We start from the raw sequence: 20,754 nt of genomic DNA on the forward strand, positions 1-20,754 counted from the left end.
TCACCAGTTCAGCAGCACGAGTTCGGAGGAGAAGCCCGGCCCGAAGGCGATCATCAGGCCGGCCGATCCCGACGGCGGGGCTGCGGCGCGGGTGTCGCGCAGGATCTGCAGCACCGATGCGGAGGACAGGTTTCCCGTGGCGGCCAGCGCACGGCGGGAGGGGGCCAGGGCGGAGTCCGGCAGGCCGAGCTCGTCGGCGAGCGCGTCCAGGATCTTCGGGCCGCCCGGATGGCAGATCCAGGCCGCGACGTCCCGGGGCTTGAGATCGTGCAAGGCGAGGAAGGACTCGATCTCCTCCGCCACGTGCAGCCTGACGAGGTCGGGAACCTCCCGGCCGAGCACCATGCGGAAGCCCCAGTCGCCGACCTCCCAGCCCAGCAGGTGCTCCGTCCCCGGGTACAGGCGGCTGCGCGTGGCCGCGACCACCGGTCCGCACGGGCCGGCCCCCGGTGCTGCCGAGGACGTGCGGTCGTCACCGACCGCCACCAGCGCGGCGGCTCCGTCCCCGAACAGGCTTCCCGCCACCAGGTTCGCCATCGAGGTGTCCGAGGGCTGCAAGGTGAGCGAGCACAGTTCGGTGGACAGCAGGAGCGCCGTACCGTCGGGCCGGCCGGTGAGGAAGTCGTGGACCCGGGCCAACCCCGCCGCCCCGGCGGAACAGCCGAGCCCGAACATCGGCACCCGCTTGACGTCGGGCCGCAGGCCCACCTGCGCGGCCAGCCGGGCCTCCAGGGAAGGCGCCGCGACCCCGGTCACGGTCGTCGAGACGACCAGGTCGATCTCCTCGGCCCGCACTCCCGCCTCGCCGAGTGCCCGCTCGACGGCTTCGGCGCCCAGGGCTACGGCGAGTTCGACGAACAGGCGGTTGGTCCGGCCGAAGCCGCCGAGTTCCCGGTACTGGTCCAGGGGGAGGGCGAGGTGGCGCGTCTCCACCTGGGCCGCGCCGTGCAGCCGGCGCAGGAGCGCGCTGTCGGCGCCGGCCGGCAGACAGGAGGCGAGGACGTCCGTGATCTCCTGCTGCGCGTGGCGGTGCGGCGGGAACACCGTGCTCACCGCGAGGACCCGTGTCATTGCTCCAACATAGGGACAGCGGGACGTCGGCACGCTGAACGCGGCCGCCTCGGGCGCGTCGGACCCATAGCGTGGTGCGGTGCCCGCCACCACCGACGAAGGAGCCACCGTGCCCGCCGCACCCCCCGCGCCCGCCGGGGCGACGACGGCCCGACGGCCCCTCCGCGTGAACGTGCCGGGGCTCCTGAAAGCCAGTCACCCCGTGCCCGCCGCCGCCGTCACCCTCCTCGCGGCCCTGCTGGCCGCCGCCGTCGGGCTCGGACCCGCCGCCGGGATCACGGCGGTGGCCGCCGTCGCCGCGGGCCAGCTGTCGATCGGCTGGTGCAACGACCGGGTGGACATGCGGCGCGACGCGGCGGCCGGCCGCCACGACAAGCCGCTCGCCCGGGGTGAGGTACGGCCCGCGGCGGTGGCCGCGGCCTCGTGCACGGCCCTGCTCGCCTGCGTCCCGCTGTCGCTGGCCTGCGGCGCCCGCGCCGGCTGGATCCACATCGGCTGCGTCGCGGCGGCCTGGGCCTACAACCTGTGGCTGAAGCACACCCCCGCGTCCTGGCTGCCGTACGCCGTCGCCTTCGGACTGCTTCCCGCATTCCTCACCCTGACCTCGATGCCGGCCGGCTGGCCGCCGGTGTGGCTCACCGCCGCGGCTGCCCTGCTGGGCAGCAGCGCCCACTTCGCCAACGCCCTGCCCGACATCGACGAGGACATCGCGGGCGGTGTGCTGGGACTCCCGCAGAGACTGGGGCGACGGGCGTCCATCGCGCTGGCCGCTGTCCTCGCGTCCGCCTCCTGCGCGGTGGTGACCATCGGCCCGCCGGGACCGGTGTCCCCCGCGGGTCGGCTGCTGCTGGGCGTTACCCTGGCGTTGTGCCTCGCGGCACTGGCCGCACCGCCCGCCCTCGCACGCGGCCGGATGCCCTTCCTGATCGTCCTGGCCCTGGCCGCGGCCGACGCCGTGCTCCTGGTCCTGGCCGGTCACGCCCTGCCCGTCGGCTGAGGGCGACGCGCCGGCGAGAACGCCACCGGCTGGGACGCAGGTCGTCCGCCGCATCCCCGGCGGACGAATGATCACCACTTCCGGCGGCCCCCTCCGCGGGCCGGGCCCCGAACGCGTGTCCCGGCCGGGGGCCGGCCGGGTGACCCGGCACGGTCACACGGCCGTGTCCGCGTCCTCGGGCAGGCGCGAGGGCAAAAATGCACGGGCACATCCCCCCTTCCACGTGTCCCCGAGGCTGGAGTCGTCCGTGCTCGAACGCAAGAAGCTCAAAGGCGGTACGCAGGTCACCTTCGTCCTTCCCGAGGACACCCCGGACGGGCCGGTCAGTGTGGTGGGGGACTTCAACGAGTGGGACCCCGCCGCGCACCCGCTCAAGCCCCGTGGCGACGGTACCCGCGCCGTCAGCGTCGCCTTGGCCGCCAGCAGCGCGCACTCCTTCCGCTATCTCGCCGCCGGGGACTACTGGTTCGACGACGAGCAAGCGGACGGCCACGACGGCGCCAACAACCGCATCCGCACCTAGCTAGGCCGTCTTCTCGGCCAGGTCGAACAGGTCGCGGGTCCCGGTGATGTCCAGGACGCGCATCGCCTGACGGGGCACACCGCGCAACTCCAGTGCGCCGTCCTCGGCTTGGACGCGCTGGCGCAGGGTGAGGAGCATGTTGAGCGCGCTGGAGTCGATGAAGGTGACGGCTGACAGGTCCAGGATGAGGGTCTGGCCGCGCAGAGTGAGAGCGTCGGTGGTTTCGGTGACGCGGGGGCACGTGTCCATGTCGAGCGAGCCCGCTACGGTCACGACGGCCCGGCCGGCATGCACGGTGGCGTGGACGTTCGGAGTGGGGTGCATGTCTGCTCCGCCGTTCGGGATCGAGCCCATTACGGTCGGCCCCCGAAATCGGGGCGCGGAGGAGGCCGTCAAGCGTGCGGCCGTCAGAGCCGCTCACAGCCGAGCGAGACCACCCGCACCCCCTCCGGTCACCTGCGGTGACCACCGGCGGCTCGGGGTATCCCACCAGACCAGGCTGGTTACTCCTCTCACCGTGTCACGCTCCGGCCCGAATCACCAGACCGAACCCGGCCATGCGCCGCCGCCCGCACCCCCCTCTCCCGCGTCCGGCCCGAAATCCCGAGTTCCGCCGCGGGCGGCCGCATCCTGATGGCTCGTGTGGCCGGCATGCGGCCACTCGTCCGCCACCACAGCCCAGGTCCGATCCCCCCGCACTGCCGGGAAGCTACGGAGAGCGATGTCCGTGCCCGCCGCCACCGAAGTCCGCGCCTCGACGCTGCTGCGCCGCCCCCGACTGTGGCTCCTGCCCACGCTCCTCACAGCTCTGCTCGCCTGCCTGCTGTCCCTGCTCTACATGGGCGGCGTCGTCAACCCCAACGCGGAACTCCGCCGCCTGCCCATCGCCCTCGTCAACGACGACACGGGCAAGCCGCCGAGCGGGCAGCAAGCGAACCTCGGTGCCCGGATCACGGCCGCCATCGGCTCCGACGACGCGGGCGGCAAGGCCGGGTGGCGTGTGCTGACCCGCGCCCAGGCGCAGGACCAGTTGGACTCCGGCCAGGTCTACGGCGCCCTGGTGGTCCCGGCCGGCTTCACGGACTCCGTCACGGCCCTCACCACCCCGGGGGCCACGCAGCAGCCGGAGATCACCGTGCTCACCAACCCCGGCAAGGGAAGCCTCGGTTCCTCCCTCGCCAGTCAGATCACGACCCGGGCCGCCCATCGCGCCTCCCAGTCCATCGGCCAACAGCTCACGGCGTCCGCCGGCGCCCAGACGAGTCCCACCACGAAGCTCCTGCTCGCCGATCCGGTCGAGGTCGTCACCGAGATCGGCCACCCCATCGGCGCGCACAGCGGGCTCGGCCTGACCGCCTTCTACTACACCCTGCTGCTCGTACTGGCCGGCTTCATGGGCGGAAACGTGATCAGCAATGGTGTCGACACGGCCCTCGGCTACGCCGACAACGAGATCGGGCCCTGGCACACGCGCCGCCCGACCGTGCCGATCAGCCGCACGCAGACACTGCTGCTGAAGATGGTCATGACCGCGGGCATCACGCTCGTCAGCAGCTCCCTGGTGCTCCTGGCCTGCGTCGCCGTCCTCGGCATGGACGCGTCCCACCTGCCGCTGCTGTGGATCTACTCCTATTGCGCGGCCCTCGCCGTGGGCCTGGGTGTCCAGGCCATCAACGCGGCCTTCGGCGGTCTGGGCCAACTGGTGTCGATGTTCGTCTTCATCGTTCTCGGGCTGCCGTCGTCGGGTGCCACCATCCCGCTCCAGGCGGTGCCCGGCTTCTATCGCTTCCTGTCCCACTTCGAGCCGATGCGCCAGCTCAGCGACGGCGTGCGCGCCATCCTGTACTTCGGTGCCCGTGGCGACGCCGGGCTCAGCCGCTCCTGGCTCATGATCGCGATCGGCACCGTGCTCGCGCTGCTCTTCGGCTTCGCCATGACCACCTACTACGACCGCAAGGGCCACAAGCGCCTCACGCCCCAACCCGCTTGAGGATCCCCGTCCCGGCATGCGCGATCATGACCGGTATGGACGCCCGATTCCTCGGCATCACCGAACTGGCCGAAGTCCCCTCCGTGGCGGTCGTGGTCGACGTCATGCGTGCTTTCACCGTGGCTGCCTGGGCCTTTGCCCAGGGGGCGGAAAAGATCGTTCTCGCCGAGTCGCCGGCCGAGGCCCTGGCGCTCAAGGCGCGCCACCCGGACTGGGTGGCGCTCAAGGACGGTCCCCCCGCACCCGGGTTCGACACCGTCAACTCGCCCGGCCTGCTGCGGTCCCTGGACCTGGGCGGACGGACCGTCGTGCAGAAGACCACGGCCGGGACGGTCGGCGCCCTCGCGGTCAAGGAGGCACCGCTGGTGCTGTGCGCCGGCTTCGTGGTGGCGGAGGCGACGGCCCGGCTCCTCGGAACCTGCGGGAGCGACGGCGTCACGTTCGTGGTCACCGGTGAGGACGGGCAGGCCGAGGAGGATCTGGCGTGTGCCCATTACATCGCTCGGAGGGCCACCGGCGCGGCGACGGACTCCGCCGAGTTCCTCCGCCGCGCCGCCGGGTCGCGCGCCGCCGCCGAACTGACGGAGGGGGTGCGTCAGGGAGTCCACCCTGACGACGTCGCGCTCTGCCTCGAGATCGACCGGTTCCCCTTCGCCATGGTGGCGACCTCGGAAGGCTCGCTCATGGTCCTGCGTCCGCGCGCGGTGCCTTCGCCGAGCGACGGGGATCCGGTCTGATCGGTCTGCCCGGTGCGGTCGGCATCCGCCTCGGCGGTCGTGGCTACTGCTTCGACGAAGCCGGCCCGCTCCGAAGCCAGTACGAGCGTGCGGCCGCGGTCAGCGCGAGCCCGTACACGGCGAATGCGGCCGTACCGATCCAGGCGACCAGGAGCGCGTCGGCAGGGGAGTGGAAGTCGCCGCGGCGCATCGTCACCACGCCCGCCGTGGCCAGGGCCGAGTAGCCGAGGCCGAACACCCCGTACGGCGCGAGGGTGGCGGCGCCCGTCAGGGCCGGGGCCAACGGAAGCCAGCGCGGGACGCGACGGCCGCGAAGGAACGGCGTCCAGCGCGGGAAGACCAGACCCCACGGACGAACCAGCCCCCAGAGCAGGAAGACGCCGAGAGCGGCCAGCAGCGCCGTGCCGTCCAGACCCCACGACTCCAGGGTGAGCCAGATCCCCGAAGCACCGTTGCGCTCGGAGATCGCGCGCATCTCCCCTCCGGAGATCCCGGCGAAGTGGCCGCCGGATGCCCAGACCAGCTTCATGACCACGTACGGGAGGAACGCGGCGGTGCCGGCGCCCGCGGCGAGCTGGACGGCCCACGGAGCCGCGGGGGACGGCTTTGCCGGGCTCGCGATGGTTGTCGTGCCGGATCCGGAGCGGGCGGTCGCCGCGAGCAGGAGGACTCCGACGGCCGCCAGTACGTGGTGGGCCGCAGCCGGCCAACTGTCCACCGTCTGCCCGAACATCAGGGTGATGACGTCCATCAGCAGGCTGAACGCGGCGAGTGCGGCCAAGCCGCAGAGCACCCAGAGCATCGTCCGCAGTGCGGGCCGCGGGCCGCGGCGCGCCACCGCCCCACAGCACAGCGCCGCCAGCGTCCCCACCGCCACGACCACCCACCCCAGCGCGACGGGCCCCGGGGCGTCGCCGTGGCGGAACACGGGGGTCCCGCTCAGCATGCACGCCAGACCGAAGCCGGCGTAGGCCACCGCCCATGACATCGTTGCCCAGTTCGTCCAACGCGGGCATCGCCGCCGGCGCGTGCGCAGCGACGGGTTCGTCATTCGTGGGTCACCGGTCATGCTCCGAACGTCCCACCGACGGTGCCGGACGGCGTCGCCCGGCAGCACGATCCGCCTCCCCCTGCCGGGTGAGCGCCTGGTGGGACTCCGGTACGAGGCGAAGCGGCGGGTGAGCCGCCGGCCCGCCGGATGCGACCGCTGCCGCTCCGCGACCGCTGCCACTCCACGCTGTAGTCGAAATGATGCGAAGCGTCACGACCTGTGTCAGGTTGATGGAGCAGGAGCACCACTTCAATCTCACGAATCAAGGAGTCGCCGTCATGGGCGGTACGCAGAACAAGCGCCAGGAACCGGGCAAGGGTCGCGAAGAGCAGCAGCGCCCGCAGCGGCCGGGCCAGCCGGGCCCGGTCACCCCCGAGCCCGGCACTCCCTCCCGCGGCGGCCAGCGCCCGCAGCAGACGGAGCGGCGCCGCGAGGAAGACCTGCTCGGCGGGGCACACGACGCCCGAGCGGTCCGCGACGTCCGCCCCGTCCGGGACGACGACTTCTAGGCGCACCCCCACACGCAGAGCCCGGCCGGGCCCGTAGTCACCCGGCCGGGCTCTGTCACGTCCGGGCGCAGCGCCCATCCCGCGCGGGGCGATCCGGCGGGCTGCCTGGCAGGGGTATGCCTCGTGCGGCCCCAGCCTCGTCGGCGGTGAGGCCGAGGGGCTGCCGCCGCACCCGCATGCTCGGGCACCGGCGACTACGAGGGGAGCGGCGGCTACCAGGGGGTGTCGGCGTAGATGGTCTTGCCGCCGTTGGGGGCGGGCTGGGTGTGGGTATGGGTGGTGAGGTGGTTGATCAACTGCCATCCCCAGCCGCCGGTCCCGTCGGTGTGGGGCGGGCGGGGCTGGGGCGGATCGGGGCTCGAGTCGGTGACGCGGATCTCGATGTGATCCTCGTGAAGCTCCAGATGGAGGGTGCAGGGGCCATCGGTGTGGCGGATCGCGTTGCTGATGAGTTCGGCGACGATCAGGAGCACGGCGTCGGTGTTCTCGGGGTCGGTGGGGGCTCTCGTCCGTGCGGCGCGGCGGAGGAAACGCCGGGTGGCGTCACGTGCGATTGCGGTGGGCTGACCAGTGCGCGGCACGGACTGGTCAAGGACGGGGACGGGTGGGGCCACTGGTCCTCCCTCCGGCTGGGGGCCTCCTTGGCCCCTACCCCTCCTGCGTGCCGATATCCGACGTTGCCCCTACCGCAGCTGCCGCTGCGCAGCGGTGGGGCGGCCGTCCTGCCGCCTGGACAGAGGGGATGCCCGACGGTGACGGGTTGATCACGGCCCGCTACGCCGCCCCGTGCCGGGTCGTTGGGCTGGTCATGGACCAGAGAATCGTTCCGGCGCAGAGGGGCTTCGCAGACCCACGGGCAGGCGACGAGTGGGCTTCGGATTCGCCGATCTACGACGCGGTCGAACGGCTGTGGCTCCAGGAGGGCCGCGAAGTTCCCGGGGGAGTGGGTACCGCGCCACGCGGCAGGCACCGGTCAGCGGACGTGGACCTGTTCCGCCGCGGCTGACCGGCGCGAGCACGGCAGGGTCTCGTGAGGCCAGTCACTCGTCCGGAGGAGTCCGGCCGCGGGCGGGCGGTGTCGCGAGGGATCAGGCCACAGCGCCGAGGATCGGCGCCCAGGTGGCACCCGTGAGCGCGGCCACGGCCTGCTGCTCGGAGAGCGGGGGAGCGGTACGGGTCGGCTTCGGCGTGTCGGAGCCGCTGCCGCCGCCGGTGCTGTTCCACTGCACCATCTGAAGCTGCGCGCCGGTCGCCTTCAGGGTCACCGTCACCGTCCAGCGCCGGGCGGTGTCCGCGCGAGCGGGGTGCTCGGCCGCGTTCTGCTCGGACATCACCACGGCCCCGCCGGGAATCGCGGCACTGCTCGGCAGCTCGCTCAGCGTGCAGGTGTCCCCCGCGGCACGCGCGGGCGTCTGCTCGCAGCTCAGCCCGTCGCCGTCCCTGAGCGGCAGCTTCAGCCGCATGGCCGACACGCCGACGAAGGCGGCGCCGTGCCCGTCGTCGACGACCAGCTCCCCGTTGGCGACGTAACCGCCGGACGGATCCGAGGGATCGTTGCTCTGCCCGGTCACCTCGCTGAACCGGCCCCCGGGGAGCGTCATCTCCAGCGCCTGGATCATCTGGGTGCCGGTGATCGCGGAGCGGGGCATCGCCAGCGCCACGGGCTCGATGTCGGAGCCCGCGGAGCAGATTGCGGCGAGCGCGCCGGGAACCACCAGAGCGGCCGCCGCGATCACGGCGCAGCCGCCGACCGCGGCGACGACGGCGGCGCTGCGCCGACGGCGTCGGCTCCGCCCGCGCCGGACGGCTCCGCTCAGGAGAGCGGTGAGGTCGGGGTCGAGGGAGTCGGTCGTGCGGTCCAGCGCATGAGCGAGGTCTGTTTCGAACGGCATGCTGGCGTCACCTTTTCTGTTCGCTGATGGGGGCGGTGCGGCGGTTTCGGCCTACGTGCGCCGGTGCTCAGTGCGGAACCAGGTCGGCCAAGCTGTCGCCGAGCAGGGCGCGAAGCCTGCTGAGTGCTCGGGTGCCCTGGGAGCGGACCGCGCTGCTGCTCAGCCTGAGCATCTGGGCGGTCTCCTCGATGCTGCGGTCCTCCCAGTAGCGCAACAGCAGCACCGCCCGGTCGCGGGGCGGCAGTTGGCCGAGCGCGCCCAGCAGGGTCACCCGCAGCGCGGCGTCCGGGCCGCAGGCCGCACTGTCGGGCATGTTCCCGACCGGGCGCTCGCCGGTGCTTCGGCGACGCCGCAGGCTGAGGAAGGTGCGGACCAGAACCGTCTGGGCGTAGGCCGCCGGACTCTGCGCACCGGCCACCCGGCTCCAGTGCACGTACACCCGGCTGAGGGTTTCCTGGACCAGGTCCTCGGCCAGGTGCGAGTCACCGGCAGCGAGGACGTACGCCGAGCGGTACAGCGCCTTCGCCCTCCCGGCCACGAACTCCAGGTACGCGTCCTCCTGTGCTGATTTCACTCGGCCCCCGCCTGTTCTCTTGTCCTGTGGTCCCCGTGCATACCCCTGATGACTACGTGAGAGCTCAGGATGTCGCGCGGGCGGGAGATCCTTTTCGGCGAGCGCGTTCCGGGGGCGCGGGCCGGACGTCGATCGCGGCGAACCGGCCGCGGGCGGCGCGGGCCGCCCCCGCATCCGTACGAGGCTTGCCGAGCGGGGCCCTCGTCGCCGACGGGGCCGGGGACCGTGCGCCCAACTGACCCAACTGACCCAACTGACCCAACTGACCCAACTGACCCAAATGGCCCAGCGCACGGCTGCGCGGCAGGGCCGTGCGGCAATCCGGCTCGCATACTGGCGGTGCGCCCGGTATCGGCCGGCCGGCCGGTCGGCAGGTGCGCACCTCCAGCTCCGTGTCCCCGAGGTCCCTCCGTCCGGCGTCACCCCCCTTGCCGAAGGAAGTCAGATCGATGCGCCTCTCCTTTGCCCGAGCCGGCTTCGGCGCCACGGCGGTCGCGCTGGGCGCGGCGTCCCTCGTGGGCCTCGGCGTTGCCGGTTCCGCCGCCGACGGCGCCGCGGTGACCTGTGGCAGCACGGTGACCGACGGGCCGGACATGGTCGTTGCCTACGACTGCGACCGCGACGGAGGCGGCGGCGCGGCGGACAACCTGGTCACGACGGCCTCCGGCACCTACCGCTGCGAGGAACCCGTGTACTTCTTCGTGAGTCCGTTCAGGGAGCTGGAGAAGCAAGGAGTCGACACCGGGCACCAGTTCATCGGTGGGGCCTGCTCCACGATCTGAGCGGTGCTCGCGAGGCACTTCCGGTCGGGGGAGACGGGCGCCCTTCTCGCGCCCGCGAGGAGTCGACCGGCAGCGGTGGGCGACGCGAAGGGACGGCCCGTCGTGGCTCCGGCCACCGCCACGCGAACGGGTGACGTGCCGCCACGTCTGCGCTTCGCACTCGTTCCCAGAGCGAGTTCCTCCCGGGGCAAGGTCCCCATTTCCAGTGAAGGATTGCCTGAGCATGCTGAAGAAGATGATGGTCACCGCTGCCGCCACCGCCGCCGCCCTCGGCGCGGGTGCCGCCGTGGCCGCCCCGGCCATGGCCATCGGCAACGACAACGGGGTCAACACCGTCAACGGCAACGGGGCCCAGCAGATCTACGGCAACCAGAAGACGGCCGGCGCCATGAGCCCGCAGCTCAGCGCGGTCCAGGGCACGCTCAACAAGCCCTGCATCGCCCTGCCGGTCAAGGTCAACGCCCAGTCCCTGGTGGCCGTCCTCGCCAACGTCGGTGTCCAGGACGTCAACGTCCTGTCCAACCCGCAGAACCAGCAGTGCACCGAGAACTCCACCCAGGCCAAGGGCGACGAGCCGCTCTCGCACATCCTGGACAACATCCCGGTCCTGTCCGGCAACCTGTCCGCCGGAAGCTGACGCAACCCCTCCATCCCGGGCCCTTCGGGGCCCGGCCCCGGCCGCGGACGCCCGCACGAGCGTCCGCGGCCGGAGCACGTCGAACCCCTCCGCGTGCCGCGCCGCTCCCGCCGCGGCGGGCGGCCGTAGTCTGGGCGGCCATGCGGAAGATCATCCTGATGATGTCCATGTCCCTCGACGGCTACATGGAAGGCCCCGACCGGCAGATCGACTGGCACCTCGTCGACGACGAAGTGCACCGGCACATCAACGACGAGGCCCGCGCGATGGGCGGCTTCCTCGAAGGCCGCGTCACGTACGAGCTGATGGAAGAGTTCTGGCCCACGGCCGACGCCGACCCGCAGAACGCCGGGCCGATGGCCGACTTCGCGGGCATCTGGCGCGACACCCCCAAGTACGTGTACTCGCGCACCCTCCAGCGGGCCGGCGACAACGCCACGATCGTGCGGGACGTCGTCCCGGAGGAAGTGGCCGCCCTCAAGGCCGCCCCGGGGGGTGACCTCGGGCTCGGCGGAGCCCGGCTGGCCGCCGCGTTCCTGGCCCACGACCTGGTGGACGCGTACCGGATCTACGTACACCCGGTACGGATCGGCCGCGGTACACCGCTGTTCCCGGAGCTGGACGGCGGAGCGGTCCCGCTGCGCCTGGAGGGCACGCACGCCTTCGGCAACGGTGTCGTGCAGCTGCGCTACGCCCGCCCCTGAGCCTCGTCGCGGCGCATCCCGGCGCGTCCCGGCTCATTGCGACGCATCCCGGCGACCGCGTCGGACGTCCGCCGACTCGCCGAGCGGCAGCCCCGAGGACAGCGCACGCGATGCGGTGCCGGTCAGCCCGCGGCCGTCAGTTCGCCGCTGAGGGTCTTGTGCAGGTGGGCGCTGGGGCCGTTCAGGCCGGTGATCTCCACGGTCTTGCCGCGCTGGGCGTACCGGTGTGCGATCGCGTCGAGCACCGCCACCGACGAGGCGTCCCAGAGGTGTGCGGCGGAGAGGTCGATGACGACCCTGTCGGGGTCGTCGGCGTAGTCGAAACGGCCGACGAGCTCGTTGGAGGAGGCGAAGAACAGCTGGCCGCTGACGGCGTAGACGACCTGGCCGCCGTCGGGGTCGGTGACGGCCGTGATGTCGGCGAGCCGGGCGACGCGCTTGGCGAAGATCACCATGGCGGTGACGGACCCGGCGACGACGCCCACGGCGAGGTTGTGGGTGGCCACCACACAGGCGACGGTGACGACCGTGACGGTGATCTCGCCCGCGGGCATCCGCTTCAGGGTCCGCGGCGCGACGGAGTGCCAGTCGAAGGTCGCGAAGCAGACCATGATCATGACGGCGACCAGGGCGGCCATCGGGATGTCGGACACGACCGGCCCGAAGACGATGCACAGCACCATGAGGAACACGCCCGCGAGGAAGGTGGAGAGCCGGGTCCGGGCGCCGGAGACCTTCACGTTGATCATCGTCTGGCCGATCATCGCGCAACCGCCCATGCCGCCGAAGAAGCCGGTGACGATGTTCGCGATGCCCTGCCCCACGGACTCGCGGGTCTTCGACGAACGGGTACCGGTGATCTCGTCGACCAGCTTCGCCGTCATCAGGGACTCCATCAGTCCGACGAGGGCCATGGCGAAGGCGTACGGGGCGATGGTGGCCAGCGTGTCGAGCGTGAACGGTACGTCGGGCAGTCCGGGCACGGGCAGCGACGAGGGCAGCGCACCCTTGTCGCCGACCGTCGGCACCGCGATGCCCGCGGCGACGGTGACCACCGTGAGGATGACGATCGAGACCAGCGGGGCCGGGACCGCGGTGGTGATCCTCGGGAACAGCACCATGAGGGCCAGACCGGCCGCGAGCAGCGGATACACGGCCCACGGCACGTTGCGCAGCTCCGGTACCTGCGCCATGAACACCAGGATGGCGAGCGCGTTGACGAAGCCGACCATCACCGAGCGCGGAACGAACCGCAGCAGCTTGCCCACGCCCAGCGCGCCGAGCACGATCTGGAAGGCTCCGGCGAGGATGACCGCCGCCACCAGGTACCCGAACCCGTGCTCGCGGTTCAGCGGGGCGATGACCAGCGCCACCGCCCCGGTCGCGGCGGAGATCATCGCGGGCCGCCCGCCGACGAAGGCGATGGTCACGGCCATCGTGAAGGAAGCGAACAGGCCGATCGCCGGATCGACCCCGGCGATGATCGAGAAGGAGATCGCCTCCGGGATCAGCGCCAGCGCGACCACCAGGCCGCCCAGCACCTCGGTGCGCAGGACCTTCGGCGTCAGGACGGACGGCCGCAGGCCGCGCAGCCGCGCGGGTACGGAGACAGCGGAGTGAGGCAAGGAGAGCAGACCTTCGGGCGGGCACACCGCCGGCGGGCGGGCGTACGGAGGGTGGGAGCGACCCTCCAAGGTACCGTGCGGCCGCGCGCGGCCCGCCCGCCGAACCCCGCGCGGCAGTGTCCCTCTACCAGGCCAGTTCCACCCGGACGGTCTTGCCGTCGCGGAGGGGGACGACGGACACCCGACGGGCGAGGCTCTGGACGATGCGCCACCCGCGCCCGCCGGTCAGATCGGGAGTCCGGGAGTGCGGGAGGCCGGCGCCGGTGTCGCGCACGGCGATCCCGATCCCGCCGGGAACCAGCCCGAGTTCCAGGACGAGGGGCCCGGGAGCGTGGCGGACGGCGTTGGTCACGAGCTCGGAGACGACCAGCACGACGTCGTCGTGGAAGGTCCGGTGGCCGACCGGGGCCTGGTGGCGGAGGAAGGTGAGGGCGGCTTCCCGTGCCGCGGCGATGCAGCCTGGGGCGCCGTCGAAGTCCAGGCGGACCTCGCCGGGACGGGCGTCGTGAGCAGTGGCCGGCGGGAGTTCCATCCCCACTCCCTTTCCGCTGCGTGTCCCACCGCCCGGGCGTCCACCGCTGCCTGTGACCCGTAGCGCTGCCGGGGCCTGCTCCCTGGCTTCTTCCCCTTGACGCAGAGTACCCAGTCCGCTCCGAACCTTCACGGGTCTGTCTCCTCGGACGGGGTGCGGTTTTGCGGCGGTCCGCCTCTCCTTGCGGTGATCCGTCCGACGGTATGGGTGCTCTTCTAGTGCAGATTCACTACGCTGTCCTGGTGCTCGTTACCCAGGCTGGGGGTTGTCACATGAGGGAAGACCCAACGTGAAGAGCTCGTTGTTCCAGGTCAGCACCGCGCTCGGCAGCGACGTGACCGCGCTGCGGCTCATCGGAGTGCTGGACCTCGACAGCGCCGCGCAGCTACGTGCCGCCGTCTCCGACTGCTGGGCGCGACGGTCCCGCCGCATCGTGATCGACCTGCGGGACCTGCGCTTTTGCGACTGCGCCGGACTCGGCGTGCTGCTCGAGGCCAAGGCCGCGGCGGATAGGATCGGCACCGAACTGTGCGTGGAGGGCGCCCGCGCACAAGTGGCCCGGCTGTTCGCGCTCACAGGCGTCGACGACCTGGTCGCCGGCTGCGTGCCGCGTCTACCACCGAGGACCGTCTGATGCCTTCGACACCGCCGACCGCACCGGAAACGGTGCCGCGCACCGTCGGCGGGCGCATCACCATCCTGCTCGTCGAGGATCACGACATGGTGGCCGAGGCCCTCCGGATCGCCCTGGACCGCACCGACGACCTGGAGGTGGTCGGCCGCAGCCCCTCCGTACGGGACGCCCTGGCCGATACCGCCCGGCTGCGCCCCGACGTCGTCGTGCTGGACCGGCGGCTGCCCGACGGTGACGGGATCGCCGCCATCGCCGCGCTCAGGACCGTCGCCCCCGGAACCCGGGTCCTGGTACTGACCGGCGAGGGGAACCCGTCGGTGGCCGCCCGCGTGGCCGAGGCCGGCGGCTCGGGACTCATCCTCAAGGTCGGCAACCTGCGCGAACTCCAAGATGCCGTACGCCTGGTGGCGACGGGTGAAGTGGCCTTCAGCAGCGGCCTGCTCAGCGGAGCGCTGGACCGGCTGGCGGGCCGTGCCGACGGCCTGGGCGGCACCCTCACCCCGCGCGAGCGCGAGGCCCTCGGCCTGCTCGGGGAAGGCCTGGGCACCGCCGAGATCGGTCAACGGCTCGGCGTCGCCCTCAACACCGCCAGGAACCACGTCCAGCGCGTCCTGGAGAAGCTCGGCGCCCGTTCCCAACTGGAGGCGGTCGCAGTGGCCCGGCGCGAGGGCCTCCTCCCGTGAGCAAGGACGGTCCCACCGGACACGGACAGAGGGGCGCCCTCGCGCCGACCGAGACGGCGTTCACGCTGCTGGTCACGAGCGTCATCGACTACGGCATCTTCATGCTCGACCCCGGAGGCCACGTATCCAGCTGGAACGCCGGCGCCGAGCGGATCAAGGGCTACAGCGCCGCGGACATCATCGGCAAGCACTTCTCGGTCTTCTACCCGCCCGAGGACATCGTTGCCCGCAAACCGCACCTCGAGCTGGAATCGGCCGTCGCCGACGGCCGGCTGGAGGACGAGGGCTGGCGCATCCGCAAGGACGGCTCCCGTTTCTGGGCCAACGTGGTGATCACCCCCCTCTTCGACGAGAACGGCGAACTGCGCGGTTTCGGCAAGGTGACCCGCGACATGACCGAGCGCCGTGCCGCCGAGCAGGCCCTCACCGAACGCCGCCGCCTGTTCACCCACCTGGTGCAGGCGCAGGAACTGGAACGCCGCCGCATCGCCTGGGACGTGCACGACGACTCCATCCAGGCCATGGTCGCCGTCGGCATGCGGCTGCAACTCCTGGCGGAGCGGGCCGACGAGCCCCATGCGCGTGAACTCGCCCAGCTCGACGTGTCGGTGCGCGAGGCCGTGGGCCGCCTGCGCAACCTCACCTTCCGGCTCCAGCCGCCCGGCATCGACCGGCACGGGCTGGTCGAGTCGCTGTCCCAGCACCTCAACGAGGTGGTGGCCGGGAGCTGGGGTCTCGAGCCGCACCTGGAGCACGATCTGGCGCGGGAGCCGGCCCCCGAGACGGCGATCACCATCTTCCGCATCGTGCAGGAGGCGTTGCTGAACGTGCGCAAGCACGCCCGGGCGCGCAGCGTACGGGTCAGCGTCGCCGCCGCGAACGGGGGCCTGCAGGTCCGGGTGACCGACGACGGCACCGGGGTTCTCGAGGGCCCCCGCAGCTCGCACGAGCACTTCGGGCTGATGGAGATGCGCGAGCGGGCCGAGACGGCCGACGGCTGGTGGACACTGCGCAGCGAGCCCGGCGCCGGCACCACCGTGGAGTTCTGGGTCCCCGATCTGCCGACCGGCCCGCCGGACGAAGTGCTGCCCGGCGTGGCCCTCCGGAGCTTCGACTCCCGCCCTGCCGCCCCGGAGCCTTCGTGACCCGGCCCGTCCCGCCGGCGGCCCCCCTGCGGGTGCTGATCTGCGACGACAACGACATGGTGCGCTCGGCGCTGGCGGCGGTCGTCGGGGCCCAGCCCGACCTCAGCCTGGCGGGCAGCGCGGCCGACGCCGCCGAGGCGATCCGGCTCGCCGCCGCCGGGCGGCCGCACGTCGTCGTGCTCGACGTGCGCTTCCCCGGCGGCGGCCCCTACGCCGCCCAGGAGATCATCCGTACCGTCCCCGGCGTCCGCATCCTGGTGTTCTCCGCCTACGGTGACCAGGGCCCGCGTGCCGAGATGGCCGCGGCCGGCGTCGCGGACTACCTCGTCAAGGGCATCACCAACGCCCAACTGCTCTCCCGGATCAGGGCCTTGGGGACCGAGGCCGTCAGGTCCACGTCCTGCGCCGGCGAGGAGGGCGGCGACGCGGGACACGAGCGGCGCGGCGCGCTCCCACCGCCGCGCAGTCAGACCTGAACCGGAGGACGCGCCCGGCGGAGCTCTGAAGGAAGTCGCTTCAGGACCGGCTCGGGGTCGGCGGGCTCCGGCGACGATCACCTCGACGGCGGGCGGGCCCCGGCGGCCACCGCCTCGCCGACGCCCGGTACGCGCCGGAGGCCGCCTGCCGTCCGAAGCCCTCTCCCACCGCCCGGTTCCCTCCGGAAATCGTGAGATGCCTCACGTCACGGGCGCGTCCGTGGCGGGCTCGAAGAGATCGCCAGGGCAGCCACATTTCTCTGTTTGTACCTGTTTGGCGTTGATTTGCCTCACTCCGCCGGAAACGGAATCCGTGACCCTCGTTTCACCTTCCCCAACCGTGCTGACGGGACGCGGTCCTGGCCGTGTGTCAGTGGGGTGCCGGAGGGGGTGCGGCGCGCGCATGCACGATCTTGCGGCCGATTCAAGGCCGGCCCCGGAACTCCCGGGCGTCTTCGCCAAGGCGCCTTGCCAGGCCCTCGCCCGGCTTCTAAGAATGGCGGCTCCTCCGGCGCCCTCGCGGTCCGGCGCCGGAAGCTTTGCGATCACCGAGTGAGGTCACGCATGAGGAAGCACCGTAAGAAGACACACAGGAAAATAGCCGTCGCCGTCGGTGCCCTGGCGATCGTGGGCGTGCCCACCGCCGCCATGGCGTGCCTGGGCCCGCAGGACAGCGGCCCCGCCCGAGCCGCCGAAACCCGGCACGAGGGCCGGTACTGGCAGGGCGCGCCCACCGGCGGCCCCGGCTCGCAATCGCCGGTGGAGACCCCGGCGCAGACCGACGACGCCCCCGACGCGGCCCCGGTCGAACCCGCGGAACCGCCCGCGCAGCCGGTCGCCGGGACCACGCCGCCGGCGATGCCCCAAGAGCCCCAGGAGCCTCAGGAGCCGCAGCCGGCGGAGCCGCCCGCCGGGCCTGCCGCCTCGACCGGGCCTGCCGCTCCGGAGGCCTCCCAGGCGCCTACCGGAGCCCAGGCCGAGGTCCTCGCCCTCGTCAACACGGAGCGCGCCGCCGCCGGGTGCCCGGCGCTCACCGTCAACGCGAAGCTGACGAAGGCCGCCCAGGACCACAGCGCGGACATGGCCGCTCACAGCAACATGTCCCACACCGGCTCCGACGGCTCCGACCCGGGCCAGCGCATCACCCGCGCCGGGTACGAGTGGCGGACGTACGGCGAGAACGTCGCCTACGGCTACAGCACGCCCGCGAAGGTCATGGAGGGCTGGATGAACAGTCCCGGCCACAAGCGGAACATACTCGACTGCTCCTACAAGGAGATCGGCATCGGCCTCGCGCAACCGGGCCAGTACTGGACGCAGGACTTCGGCGCGACGGGCTGACCCCGCCGCACCGGCAGAGGGCGTACGACGGGGCGGGGCGGCCGGTTTCCGGTCGTCCCGCCCCGTCGTCCGTACGTCGCCTGCCCGCCTGCCCGCCTGCCCGCCTGCCCGCCTGCCCGCCTGCCCTCCCGCCTGCCCGGCCGACGCGCCGTCCGGCGGCGCCGCACCCCCGGGCGGGGCGGTCCCGCGCGTCCGTCTCAGGGTGCCAGGAACGCCGTGAGCGCTGCCGCGACCGCCTCGGGATCCTCCAGCTGGGGGCAGTGACCGACGGCCGGGGGGCCCGTGAGCTCCACGACCTGGGCCCGCGGCACCCGCTCCCGGATGCGGGGAAGGACATGGGCCCCGCTGATCGGGTCGGCGGGCCCCCACACGAACAGCGCGGGCCCGCCGAAGTCCTCCAGGGCCGAGGTCCAGCGCGCGGCGTGCCGACGGCGCTCGTCGATGTAGCGCAGCAGGCGCGGGGCGAGGAGGTGGCCGCCGGCGCGTGACGCGGCCGCCCACAGGTCGCGCACGTCCTCGTCGTGGACCGGCCGTCCGCATACGGCGCGCAGGGACGCCGCGAACCGCCGCTCCGTGGTGAGGGGCGCCAGCAGCGGCCCCAGCGGGCCGTGCAGCAGCCGCTGGATCCGCACGGGACGGTGCAGATCGGGGTAGAGGCCGCCGTTGAGCCACCCCATGCGCGTGATCCGCGCCGGGTTCCGGGCCAGCAGCTCCTGTCCCACGCTCACCCCGTAGTCGTGCGCTACCAGGGCGGTGTCGCCGGTCCCGTGCCGGCGCCACACCTCCTCGACCAGCGAGGCCTGTTCGAGCACCGAGTAGCGGTGGCGGCGGGGCTTGTCGCTCTCCCCGAAGCCGAGCAGGTCCAGCGTGGTGACCCGCAGGCCGGCCGCGCCGAGCGCCGGCACGACGGCGGCCCAGTCGTGGGAGGAGGTCGGGAAGCCGTGGAGGAGGGTGACGGGCGCGCCGCCGGCGGGCCCGTCCCGGCGGACGAAGACCGAGTGACCGCCGATCCGCAGGGCCGTGCCGCCCTCGGTCCAGTGCCGCAGCGGCGGCAGGACGCGCCCGCCGCTCATGCCGGTTCCTCCTCGGCGTGCAGATGACCCAGCCCGTACAGGAGCGTGCGCAGGCCGAATTCGAACTCGGCCTCGGAGTCGAGCGAGTTGAGCAACCCGGCATGGCGGTGGACCACCGGGTGGGTGCGGGGGGAGAGGGAGGTGAACAGCTCGGCCATCGCGGCCCGCTGACCGGCGGTCCGTGCCGCGCCACCGGAGTCGAGCACGGCGGCGCCGATCACGAAGTGGGTGACCGTCAGGTAGACGTGGACGGCCGATCGCGGCGACCACCCGTGGGCGAGGAGCTGGGCGAGGGCGTGCTCGCGCGCTCGCAGGGCGTTGGGCCCCAGCAACTGGCCGGTGGTGAGCAGGGGTACGACCGCCGGGTGCGCCGCGAGGACGCGGCGGAACTCCCGGGCCCCGCCGTCCAGGCCGGCCCGCCAGTCCCCGTCGAGCTCGGGCAGGCGGATCTCACCCAGCATGTGGTCGACGGTGGCGATCAGCAGCTCCTCCCGGCTGGCGACGTGCCGGTAGAGCGACGTGTGGCGCACGCGGAGGTGGTCGCCGAGCCGGCGCATCGTGAGCGCGTCCAGGCCCTCGCCGTCGGCGAGTTCGAGCGCGCCCGCCGTGATCCGGCCGAGCGTCAGGCCGCCCTGACGTGGCCTGCGCCGGTCCCGTTCGGCGTACCGGGCCTGCCACCAGGCGGGCGACCCGGGCTCGGCGGCTTCGACTTCCGCGCCGGCCGCGGCTTCGGTGCCGGCTTCCGTGTGGGGGTGGGGTGTCATGAGTTCCGCCTACTCGAAGAGGTCGGGTTCCGTGCGGACGATCTCGTCCCAGAGGGGCTGGAAGGAGAACCAGCCGGCGAGGGCGAAGCCCGTCTGGTCGCGGGTGTGCCGTGCGGCCTCGGGATCGATCAGGTGCGGAGTGCCCGCCGCCTCCGCCATCAGCTGTGCCTGGGCGCTGCGTTCCATGGAGAGGAACCACCAGGCCGCCTCGTCGACCGATTCGCCGACGGTGAAGATGCCGTGGTTCTGGTGGATGACGGCCTTGTGGGGCCCCAGCCCCGCGGCGAGCTGCCGGCCGGCCTCCTCGTCGACCACCACGGCGCCGGCGCCGTCCCGGTGGACGGCGTGCTGCTCGTACAGGGCGCACGCGTCCTGTGTGATCGGGTCCAGCAGGCGCCCCAGGCTCGAGAAGGCCTTCCCGTGCACCGCGTGGGCGTGGCAGGCGGCGACCACGTCGGGGCGGGCGGCGTGGATGGCCGAATGGATCACGAATCCGGCCCGGTTGACCGGCCGCCTGCCGTGGCGTACGTGTCCTTCGTGGTCGACGAGGATCAGGTCGGAGACCCGGACGTGCCGGAAGGACATGCCGAAGGGATTGACCCAGAACATGTCCGGGTGCTCGGGGTCCCGCACGGTGATGTGTCCCGCGACCCCTTCGGAGAAGCCGAGCCGGCCGAAGAGGCGGCAGGCGCCGGCGAGGCGCTGCTTGCGGTGCTCGCGCTCCTGCGCGCCGTCGGTGAAGACGGGCGGCAGGGGCAGCTCGAGGTTCTCCTGCCGCGGAAGGAAAGCGCTGCCCCGCAGCCCTTCGCCGTGCGCGCCCCCGGAAGCGGCTCCCGTCGCCGGATCCGTCCTCGGGTCCGTCCTCGGGTCCGTCCTCGGGTCCGTCCCGTGGTGCCCCTGCGTACTCGTGTCCATGCCCCCGCCTCACTCCCCTATGCGTCCGATGGACTCATATGATGGGTCCATCGGACGCATAGGGCAAGGACCCGGTCGTCCGGAGCTCTGGGCCCGGGG

The 20,754-nt window shown here is 72.6% G+C and carries 24 protein-coding genes; 13 read left to right on the forward strand and 11 right to left on the reverse strand.

The features are described from left to right. A complete protein-coding gene (locus ABZY44_RS02905; protein WP_356649778.1) occupies positions 1 to 1,071 on the reverse strand; it encodes a 3-oxoacyl-[acyl-carrier-protein] synthase III C-terminal domain-containing protein in 1,071 nt (356 codons plus the stop codon). 79 nt (positions 1,072 to 1,150) lie between these two features. Between ABZY44_RS02905 and ABZY44_RS02910 the strand changes: the two genes are divergently transcribed. Further along, positions 1,151 to 2,068, forward strand: coding sequence for a UbiA family prenyltransferase (locus ABZY44_RS02910; RefSeq protein WP_356649780.1), 918 nt, complete (start codon positions 1,151 to 1,153; stop codon positions 2,066 to 2,068). Between the two features lie 247 nt (positions 2,069 to 2,315). Continuing rightward, positions 2,316 to 2,591 carry an isoamylase early set domain-containing protein gene (locus tag ABZY44_RS02915; RefSeq protein WP_356649781.1) on the forward strand — a complete coding sequence of 92 codons (276 nt, stop codon included), beginning with the start codon at positions 2,316 to 2,318 and terminating at the stop codon, positions 2,589 to 2,591. Here the strand turns inward: ABZY44_RS02915 and ABZY44_RS02920 are convergent, their stop codons facing one another. After that, complete coding sequence (locus tag ABZY44_RS02920) at positions 2,592 to 2,915, reverse strand: STAS domain-containing protein (RefSeq protein ID WP_356649782.1); 324 nt, start codon at positions 2,913 to 2,915, stop codon at positions 2,592 to 2,594. A 397-nt stretch (positions 2,916 to 3,312) separates the two neighbouring features. Here ABZY44_RS02920 and ABZY44_RS02925 point away from each other — a divergent pair, with 397 nt between their 5' ends. Both ABZY44_RS02925 and ABZY44_RS02930 read left to right on the forward strand, forming a co-directional pair. Further along, entirely contained in the window at positions 3,313 to 4,581 is a 1,269-nt protein-coding gene (locus tag ABZY44_RS02925) for a DUF3533 domain-containing protein (RefSeq protein ID WP_356649783.1), read from the forward strand. Positions 4,582 to 4,616: 35 nt separating this feature from the next. Further along, positions 4,617 to 5,318: a 2-phosphosulfolactate phosphatase gene (locus tag ABZY44_RS02930; RefSeq protein ID WP_356649784.1), complete on the forward strand. Its 702-nt coding sequence runs from the start codon at positions 4,617 to 4,619 to the stop codon at positions 5,316 to 5,318. Positions 5,319 to 5,361: 43 nt separating this feature from the next. Here ABZY44_RS02930 and ABZY44_RS02935 read toward each other — a convergent pair whose 3' ends face one another. Beyond that, on the reverse strand, positions 5,362 to 6,306 hold the full coding sequence (locus ABZY44_RS02935) for a hypothetical protein (protein ID WP_356649785.1): 945 nt from the start codon (positions 6,304 to 6,306) through the stop codon (positions 5,362 to 5,364). A gap of 341 nt (positions 6,307 to 6,647) precedes the next feature. Between ABZY44_RS02935 and ABZY44_RS02940 the strand changes: the two genes are divergently transcribed. Next, entirely contained in the window at positions 6,648 to 6,878 is a 231-nt protein-coding gene (locus ABZY44_RS02940) for a hypothetical protein (RefSeq protein WP_356649786.1), read from the forward strand. Positions 6,879 to 7,090: 212 nt separating this feature from the next. Here ABZY44_RS02940 and ABZY44_RS02945 read toward each other — a convergent pair whose 3' ends face one another. From ABZY44_RS02945 to ABZY44_RS02955, 3 genes are all read right to left on the reverse strand, one after another. Then, complete coding sequence (locus tag ABZY44_RS02945; protein ID WP_356649787.1) at positions 7,091 to 7,492, reverse strand: ATP-binding protein; 402 nt, start codon at positions 7,490 to 7,492, stop codon at positions 7,091 to 7,093. A gap of 474 nt (positions 7,493 to 7,966) precedes the next feature. Beyond that, positions 7,967 to 8,770 carry a hypothetical protein gene (locus ABZY44_RS02950; protein WP_356649788.1) on the reverse strand — a complete coding sequence of 268 codons (804 nt, stop codon included), beginning with the start codon at positions 8,768 to 8,770 and terminating at the stop codon, positions 7,967 to 7,969. A gap of 67 nt (positions 8,771 to 8,837) precedes the next feature. Continuing rightward, complete coding sequence (locus tag ABZY44_RS02955) at positions 8,838 to 9,344, reverse strand: SigE family RNA polymerase sigma factor (protein ID WP_356649789.1); 507 nt, start codon at positions 9,342 to 9,344, stop codon at positions 8,838 to 8,840. Positions 9,345 to 9,793: 449 nt separating this feature from the next. Here ABZY44_RS02955 and ABZY44_RS02960 point away from each other — a divergent pair, with 449 nt between their 5' ends. The 3 genes from ABZY44_RS02960 to ABZY44_RS02970 all read left to right on the forward strand — a co-directional run bounded on the left by ABZY44_RS02960 (position 9,794) and on the right by ABZY44_RS02970 (position 11,467). After that, positions 9,794 to 10,126, forward strand: a complete 333-nt coding sequence (locus ABZY44_RS02960; protein WP_356649790.1) for a hypothetical protein — start codon at positions 9,794 to 9,796, stop codon at positions 10,124 to 10,126. 223 nt (positions 10,127 to 10,349) lie between these two features. Then, positions 10,350 to 10,763, forward strand: a complete 414-nt coding sequence (locus ABZY44_RS02965) for a rodlin (RefSeq protein ID WP_356649791.1) — start codon at positions 10,350 to 10,352, stop codon at positions 10,761 to 10,763. A 140-nt stretch (positions 10,764 to 10,903) separates the two neighbouring features. After that, on the forward strand, positions 10,904 to 11,467 hold the full coding sequence (locus ABZY44_RS02970; RefSeq protein ID WP_356649792.1) for a dihydrofolate reductase family protein: 564 nt from the start codon (positions 10,904 to 10,906) through the stop codon (positions 11,465 to 11,467). Between the two features lie 122 nt (positions 11,468 to 11,589). On the opposite strand, the gene ABZY44_RS02975 is transcribed toward ABZY44_RS02970, so the two are convergent. Together ABZY44_RS02975 and ABZY44_RS02980 are read right to left on the reverse strand one after the other, a co-directional pair. Further along, positions 11,590 to 13,092, reverse strand: a complete 1,503-nt coding sequence (locus tag ABZY44_RS02975) for a SulP family inorganic anion transporter (protein ID WP_356649793.1) — start codon at positions 13,090 to 13,092, stop codon at positions 11,590 to 11,592. A 124-nt stretch (positions 13,093 to 13,216) separates the two neighbouring features. Continuing rightward, positions 13,217 to 13,624 carry an ATP-binding protein gene (locus ABZY44_RS02980; protein WP_356649794.1) on the reverse strand — a complete coding sequence of 136 codons (408 nt, stop codon included), beginning with the start codon at positions 13,622 to 13,624 and terminating at the stop codon, positions 13,217 to 13,219. Positions 13,625 to 13,913: 289 nt separating this feature from the next. On the opposite strand from ABZY44_RS02980, the gene ABZY44_RS02985 reads away from it, so the two are divergent. From ABZY44_RS02985 to ABZY44_RS03005, 5 genes are all read left to right on the forward strand, one after another. Continuing rightward, a complete protein-coding gene (locus tag ABZY44_RS02985; RefSeq protein ID WP_356649795.1) occupies positions 13,914 to 14,258 on the forward strand; it encodes an STAS domain-containing protein in 345 nt (114 codons plus the stop codon). Next, positions 14,258 to 14,941 carry a response regulator transcription factor gene (locus ABZY44_RS02990; RefSeq protein WP_356649796.1) on the forward strand — a complete coding sequence of 228 codons (684 nt, stop codon included), beginning with the start codon at positions 14,258 to 14,260 and terminating at the stop codon, positions 14,939 to 14,941. Before ABZY44_RS02985 ends, ABZY44_RS02990 begins: the two co-directional genes overlap by 1 nt. Next, a complete protein-coding gene (locus ABZY44_RS02995) occupies positions 14,938 to 16,086 on the forward strand; it encodes a PAS domain-containing sensor histidine kinase (RefSeq protein ID WP_356649797.1) in 1,149 nt (382 codons plus the stop codon). The genes ABZY44_RS02990 and ABZY44_RS02995 overlap by 4 nt, the downstream gene beginning before the upstream one ends. After that, positions 16,083 to 16,562 (forward strand): response regulator transcription factor, encoded by a 480-nt coding sequence (locus tag ABZY44_RS03000; protein ID WP_356649798.1) that lies wholly within the window; start codon positions 16,083 to 16,085, stop codon positions 16,560 to 16,562. Before ABZY44_RS02995 ends, ABZY44_RS03000 begins: the two co-directional genes overlap by 4 nt. Positions 16,563 to 17,126: 564 nt before the next feature. Further along, a complete protein-coding gene (locus tag ABZY44_RS03005; RefSeq protein ID WP_356649799.1) occupies positions 17,127 to 17,903 on the forward strand; it encodes a CAP domain-containing protein in 777 nt (258 codons plus the stop codon). Between the two features lie 197 nt (positions 17,904 to 18,100). Here ABZY44_RS03005 and ABZY44_RS03010 read toward each other — a convergent pair whose 3' ends face one another. From ABZY44_RS03010 to ABZY44_RS03020, 3 genes are read right to left on the reverse strand one after another with little or no spacing between them, the layout of a single operon-like run. Next, entirely contained in the window at positions 18,101 to 18,976 is an 876-nt protein-coding gene (locus ABZY44_RS03010; protein WP_356649800.1) for an alpha/beta hydrolase, read from the reverse strand. After that, positions 18,973 to 19,740, reverse strand: coding sequence for a TetR/AcrR family transcriptional regulator (locus tag ABZY44_RS03015; RefSeq protein WP_356649801.1), 768 nt, complete (start codon positions 19,738 to 19,740; stop codon positions 18,973 to 18,975). Before ABZY44_RS03015 ends, ABZY44_RS03010 begins: the two co-directional genes overlap by 4 nt. A 9-nt stretch (positions 19,741 to 19,749) precedes the next feature. Next, on the reverse strand, positions 19,750 to 20,655 hold the full coding sequence (locus ABZY44_RS03020) for a class II aldolase/adducin family protein (protein WP_356649802.1): 906 nt from the start codon (positions 20,653 to 20,655) through the stop codon (positions 19,750 to 19,752). Between the last annotated feature and the right edge of the window lie 99 nt (positions 20,656 to 20,754).

The sequence above is a fragment of the Streptomyces sp. NPDC006544 genome, from assembly GCF_040611715.1.
GTDB lineage: Bacteria > Actinomycetota > Actinomycetes > Streptomycetales > Streptomycetaceae > Streptomyces.

Coding starts and splice junctions, on each gene's coding strand:
- ABZY44_RS02930 (WP_356649784.1), top strand. CDS start 4,617: ATGGACGCCCGATTCCTCGGCATCACCGAACTGGCCGAAGTCCCCTCC.
- ABZY44_RS02960 (WP_356649790.1), top strand. CDS start 9,794: ATGCGCCTCTCCTTTGCCCGAGCCGGCTTCGGCGCCACGGCGGTCGCG.
- ABZY44_RS03005 (WP_356649799.1), top strand. CDS start 17,127: ATGAGGAAGCACCGTAAGAAGACACACAGGAAAATAGCCGTCGCCGTC.
- ABZY44_RS02935 (WP_356649785.1), bottom strand. CDS start 6,306: ATGTCATGGGCGGTGGCCTACGCCGGCTTCGGTCTGGCGTGCATGCTG.
- ABZY44_RS02940 (WP_356649786.1), top strand. CDS start 6,648: ATGGGCGGTACGCAGAACAAGCGCCAGGAACCGGGCAAGGGTCGCGAA.
- ABZY44_RS02925 (WP_356649783.1), top strand. CDS start 3,313: ATGTCCGTGCCCGCCGCCACCGAAGTCCGCGCCTCGACGCTGCTGCGC.
- ABZY44_RS03010 (WP_356649800.1), bottom strand. CDS start 18,976: ATGAGCGGCGGGCGCGTCCTGCCGCCGCTGCGGCACTGGACCGAGGGC.
- ABZY44_RS03020 (WP_356649802.1), bottom strand. CDS start 20,655: ATGGACACGAGTACGCAGGGGCACCACGGGACGGACCCGAGGACGGAC.
- ABZY44_RS02965 (WP_356649791.1), top strand. CDS start 10,350: ATGCTGAAGAAGATGATGGTCACCGCTGCCGCCACCGCCGCCGCCCTC.
- ABZY44_RS02905 (WP_356649778.1), bottom strand. CDS start 1,071: ATGACACGGGTCCTCGCGGTGAGCACGGTGTTCCCGCCGCACCGCCAC.
- ABZY44_RS02920 (WP_356649782.1), bottom strand. CDS start 2,915: ATGCACCCCACTCCGAACGTCCACGCCACCGTGCATGCCGGCCGGGCC.
- ABZY44_RS02970 (WP_356649792.1), top strand. CDS start 10,904: ATGCGGAAGATCATCCTGATGATGTCCATGTCCCTCGACGGCTACATG.
- ABZY44_RS02990 (WP_356649796.1), top strand. CDS start 14,258: ATGCCTTCGACACCGCCGACCGCACCGGAAACGGTGCCGCGCACCGTC.
- ABZY44_RS02950 (WP_356649788.1), bottom strand. CDS start 8,770: ATGCCGTTCGAAACAGACCTCGCTCATGCGCTGGACCGCACGACCGAC.
- ABZY44_RS02980 (WP_356649794.1), bottom strand. CDS start 13,624: ATGGAACTCCCGCCGGCCACTGCTCACGACGCCCGTCCCGGCGAGGTC.
- ABZY44_RS03015 (WP_356649801.1), bottom strand. CDS start 19,740: ATGACACCCCACCCCCACACGGAAGCCGGCACCGAAGCCGCGGCCGGC.